The organism is Streptomyces sp. 8K308 (genome assembly GCF_004348315.1).
GTDB lineage: Bacteria > Actinomycetota > Actinomycetes > Streptomycetales > Streptomycetaceae > Streptomyces.
On sequence record NZ_SMKC01000493.1, the window covers coordinates 1 to 4,015 of the forward strand.

At 72.3% G+C, this 4,015-nt stretch carries 3 protein-coding genes; all 3 read left to right on the forward strand.

Annotated features, from left to right (window positions below; genetic code table 11):
- Positions 1-1,271, forward strand: a 1,271-nt coding sequence (locus E1265_RS34605) for a Bcr/CflA family multidrug efflux MFS transporter (protein WP_132934916.1), incomplete at its 5' end; no start/stop codon positions are given.
- Between the two features lie 344 nt (positions 1,272-1,615).
- Positions 1,616-2,686, forward strand: a complete 1,071-nt coding sequence (locus tag E1265_RS34610; RefSeq protein WP_207931326.1) for an RNA-guided endonuclease TnpB family protein — start codon at positions 1,616-1,618, stop codon at positions 2,684-2,686.
- 82 nt (positions 2,687-2,768) lie between these two features.
- Positions 2,769-3,761, forward strand: a complete 993-nt coding sequence (locus E1265_RS37555) for a small ribosomal subunit Rsm22 family protein (RefSeq protein ID WP_165953987.1) — start codon at positions 2,769-2,771, stop codon at positions 3,759-3,761.
- Positions 3,762-4,015: the final 254 nt, after the last annotated feature.

Sequence of the window (4,015 nt, forward strand, 5' to 3'; positions counted from 1 at the left end):
CCCCGATCCCCCGGCCCGCCATCGCCGGCGAAGGAGCACCGAAGCTCTCCCGCCGCAGGCGGGCCGGACTGCTGCTCACCCTCATCCTGGGCAGCCTCACCGCCCTCACCCCACTCTCCATCGACACCTACCTGCCGGCACTCCCCGAGGTCGCCGACAGCCTCGGCACCGGCGCCGCCACCGTCCAGCTCACCCTGACCGCCTGCCTGCTCGGCCTCGGTCTCGGCCAGCTGGTCGTCGGCCCGATGAGCGACCAACTCGGCCGCCGGCTGCCGCTGCTCGCCGGCATGAGCGGCTACGTCCTGGCCTCCGTGGCCTGTGCCGTCGCGCCCAACGTCGAGACGCTCACGGCCTTCCGCCTCGTCCAGGGCCTCGCCGGCTCCGCCGGCGTCGTCATCGCGCGCGCCATCGTCCGCGACATGTTCGACGGCGTCGCCATGGCCCGCTTCTTCTCCACCCTGATGCTGATCTCCGGCCTCGCCCCCATCCTGGCCCCGGTGCTCGGCGGGCAGCTGATGCGGTTCACCGACTGGCGCGGTATCTTCGTCGTCCTCGCCGTCGCCGGCCTCGTGCTCACCCTGATCGCGGCCCGCTGGCTGCCGGAGACGCTCCCCGCCGAGCGCCGCGAACGCGGCGGCCTGCCGGCCGCCCTGCGCACCATGGGCGGCCTCTTCGGGGACCGGGTCTTCACCGGCCACCTGCTGGTCGGCGGCCTCACCTTCGCCGGCCTCTTCGCCTACGTGGCCGCCTCCCCGTTCGTCATCCAGGAGATCTACGGCGCGTCCCCGCAGACCTTCAGCCTGCTGTTCATGGTCAACTCCATCGGCCTGGTCCTGATGAGCCAGATCAACGGCAAGATCCTGGTCGGCCGGGTCGCCACGCACCGGATCATGGCCGCCGGGCACGCGCTGCTGGTGCTCGCCGCCACCTCCCTGCTGCTGATGACCATCGGCGTCTTCGGCGACATCGGGCTGCTGCCCGTCGCCGCCGGCCTCTTCGTCCTGATGGGCGCCATGCCGCTGGTGCTGCCCAACGCCAACACCGAGGGCCTGCAACGCGCCCCGCACGCGGCCGGCTCCGCCTCCGCCCTGCTCGGCGCCTCGCAGTTCTTCGTCGGCGCCGTCGCCTCACCGCTGGTCGGCGTCGCGGGCGAGGACACCGCCGTCCCGATGGCCGTCGTCCAGCTCGTCTCGGTGCTGCTGTCCACGGCCTGCTTCCTGCTCCTGTGCCGCCCGCGGCGGCGCGTCGCGCCGCCGACTCCCTGCCAATGATGTTGGCAGAGGTACCGTCCTGTCCTTTGTTGGACAGAGGCCACCGGCAATGAGAAGGGGAAGGGCGAACTATGAGCCCACGGCATCAATCGGTGGACGTGGTCCTTCTCGCCGTTGGACGAACTTATGGTGACATGTGCCAACGCTAGAATGATCAGCGAATCGGCCAGCGAGGAGAGCGGGAGGCAGGGTGAAGCGTCAGCGCGCCCACAAAGCCCGGCTTTACCTCACGCCGGATCAGCTTGCCAAGGTCGAAGAGCAGGGGCATGGAGCGCGTGCCATGTGGAATCTGCACGCACGAGCTGTGGCAGATGACACCGCGGTGCCAGCGTTCCCTGTCCCGCATGGACGAGGCGATCCGACAGGCGCGCAAGGAGATTCCCTGGCTCGGCGTCGTACCCGCGCAAGCCGCGCAGGCCGTGCTGAAGACGTATGTTCAGGCATGGAAGAACTGCTGGGACGGCCGCGCCGAGGAGCCTGCTTTCAAGAAGCGCACTGCGCGCCGCGCCGTCGACATCCCGCAGGGTCGCGACCTTCGGATCAAGCGTCTGTCCCGTCACTGGGGGCAGTGCTGGGTGCCGATGATCGGCCCGGTGAAGTTCCGCTGGACCAAGAACCTGCCGGTCGGTAGGCGCGCCGACAAGCTCAATCGCATCACCGGTGCCCGCCTCGTCCATGATGCGCCGGGCTGGCACATCGTCTTCCGTGTCCGTACCGAGGTGGATGAGCCCAAGCCGCACCAGGGCCTGATCACCGGCATCGACCGGGGGATCGCCAAGCTGCTCGCGCTCTCCAATGGCACCTTCCGGGAACACGGCCCCTGGCTCACCCCCGGCGAGGCCAAGCGGATGAAACGGCTGGAGCAGAAGCGGGAACGCCAACGCTCCGACCACGAGCCCGGCCAGCCAACCTCGAACCGGCTGCGCCGTACCTACGACCAGATCAGACAGCTCCGCGCAAGAGCCACGCGCCGAGCACTTGACTGGCAGCACAAGACCACCACCGAACTTGCCGACGCCTGCGGAATCATCGGGGTGGAAGACCTGGCCATCCGTAGCATGGTTAAGTCCGCCAAGGGGACGGTAGAAGCCCCCGGCACGAAAGTTCGGCAGAAAGCGGGACTCAACCGGTCGATCAGCGGCGAGTCATGGGGACGCGCCATCACCCTCCTCGAATACAAGCTGGCTGACCGAGGCGGCATCCTGGTCAAGGTCCCCGCCCCGAACACCTCCCGGCGTTGCTCCGCCTGCGGGTTCATCACCCCTGGCAGCCGCGAAAGCCAGGACCGTTTCGTTTGCAGAGCCGACGGATGCGGTTACCAGGTCAACGCGGACACTAACGCCGCCCGGAACATCGAACATGCCGCAGGACATGCGGTGTCAGGACGTGGAGACCTCGGGGATGCCCAGTCTTAAGCGTCAACCACCCACCCGGCCGTACTACGGCAGGGATGGGGCCCCGTCCCATTCTTGGGGTGGGGGATGTCAAACTGCCGCGGTGACCAGCCCCACCACCACGCCCCTGGGCGCGGCCCTCGACCGGCTGCTCGACGGCCTGCCGCCACGGCAGGCCGCGGCCGCCGTGGAGCGGCTGATCGCCAGCTACCGGGGGCGCACCGTCGCCGCGACCCCCATCCTGCGGGACCGCGCCGACGCCGTCGCCTACGCCGCCTACCGGATGCCGGCCACCCACGAGGCGATCGCCGCCGCGCTCGACCAGCTGGCCGCGCGGCTGCCGAGCTGGGCCCCGGCCAGCCACCTGGACCTCGGCGGCGGCACCGGCGCGGCGGTCTGGGCGGCGGCCGACGCCTGGCCTGGCGACCGCGAGACGGTCGTCGTCGACTGGTCGGAGCCGGCGCTGGCCCTGGGCCGCGAACTGGCGGCCGGCACCGCTCCGCGGGTGGACTGGCGCCGCGAACGGCTCGGCCCCGGCGTCCGGCTCCCGGCCGCCGACCTCGTCACCGTCTCCTACCTCCTTGGGGAGCTCCCGGAGACCGCCCGGGACGGCGTGGTGGACGCGGCGGCCGAGGCCGCCGGCGCCGCCGTCCTCGTCGTCGAGCCCGGCACCCCCGACGGCTACCTGCGCGTGCGCGCCGCCCGTGACCGGCTCCTGGCCGCCGGCCTGCGGGTGGTCGCGCCCTGCCCGCACGACGCGGCCTGCCCGATCGAGCCCGGCAGCGACTGGTGCCACTTCGCGGCCCGCGTCGGGCGCTCGGCGCTGCACCGGCGGGTCAAGGGCGGAGTGCTGCCGTACGAGGACGAGAAGTTCTCCTACGTCGCGGCGACGAGGCTGCCGGTGGGCACGTCGGCGCGGGCACGGGTGGTACGCCGCCCGCAGCTCCGCAAGGGCCAGGTGCTGCTCGACCTGTGCGACCCTGAGCCGGCCGCCGGCCTCCGGCGGGAGACGGTCACCCGCCGCCAGGGCGCGGCCTACCGCGCGGCACGGGACACCCCGTGGGGCGCCCCCTGGCCGGCCGCCGCCGACGACTAGCCGCGTAGCCGCGACGGCCAGCGGCGAGCCTCTGCCGGGCGGCCTGCGGCCGAGGCCGTGCCACGGCGGGTTGTCGCGGCGGAGGCCGCCCTGTGGCTGCGCCACGTGGGTGCCGCGCCCACCCACCGCCCTCGGCGGGCGGCCTCGCGGCGGCCTACGGCCGTAGCTCGGCGCAGCCGGAGGCGGTCCGGCCTGCGGCCGGGCCGTGTCGCGGCTTCGTCGCGCGGGTGCGGTGTCCCGCGGCTGTGCCGCGC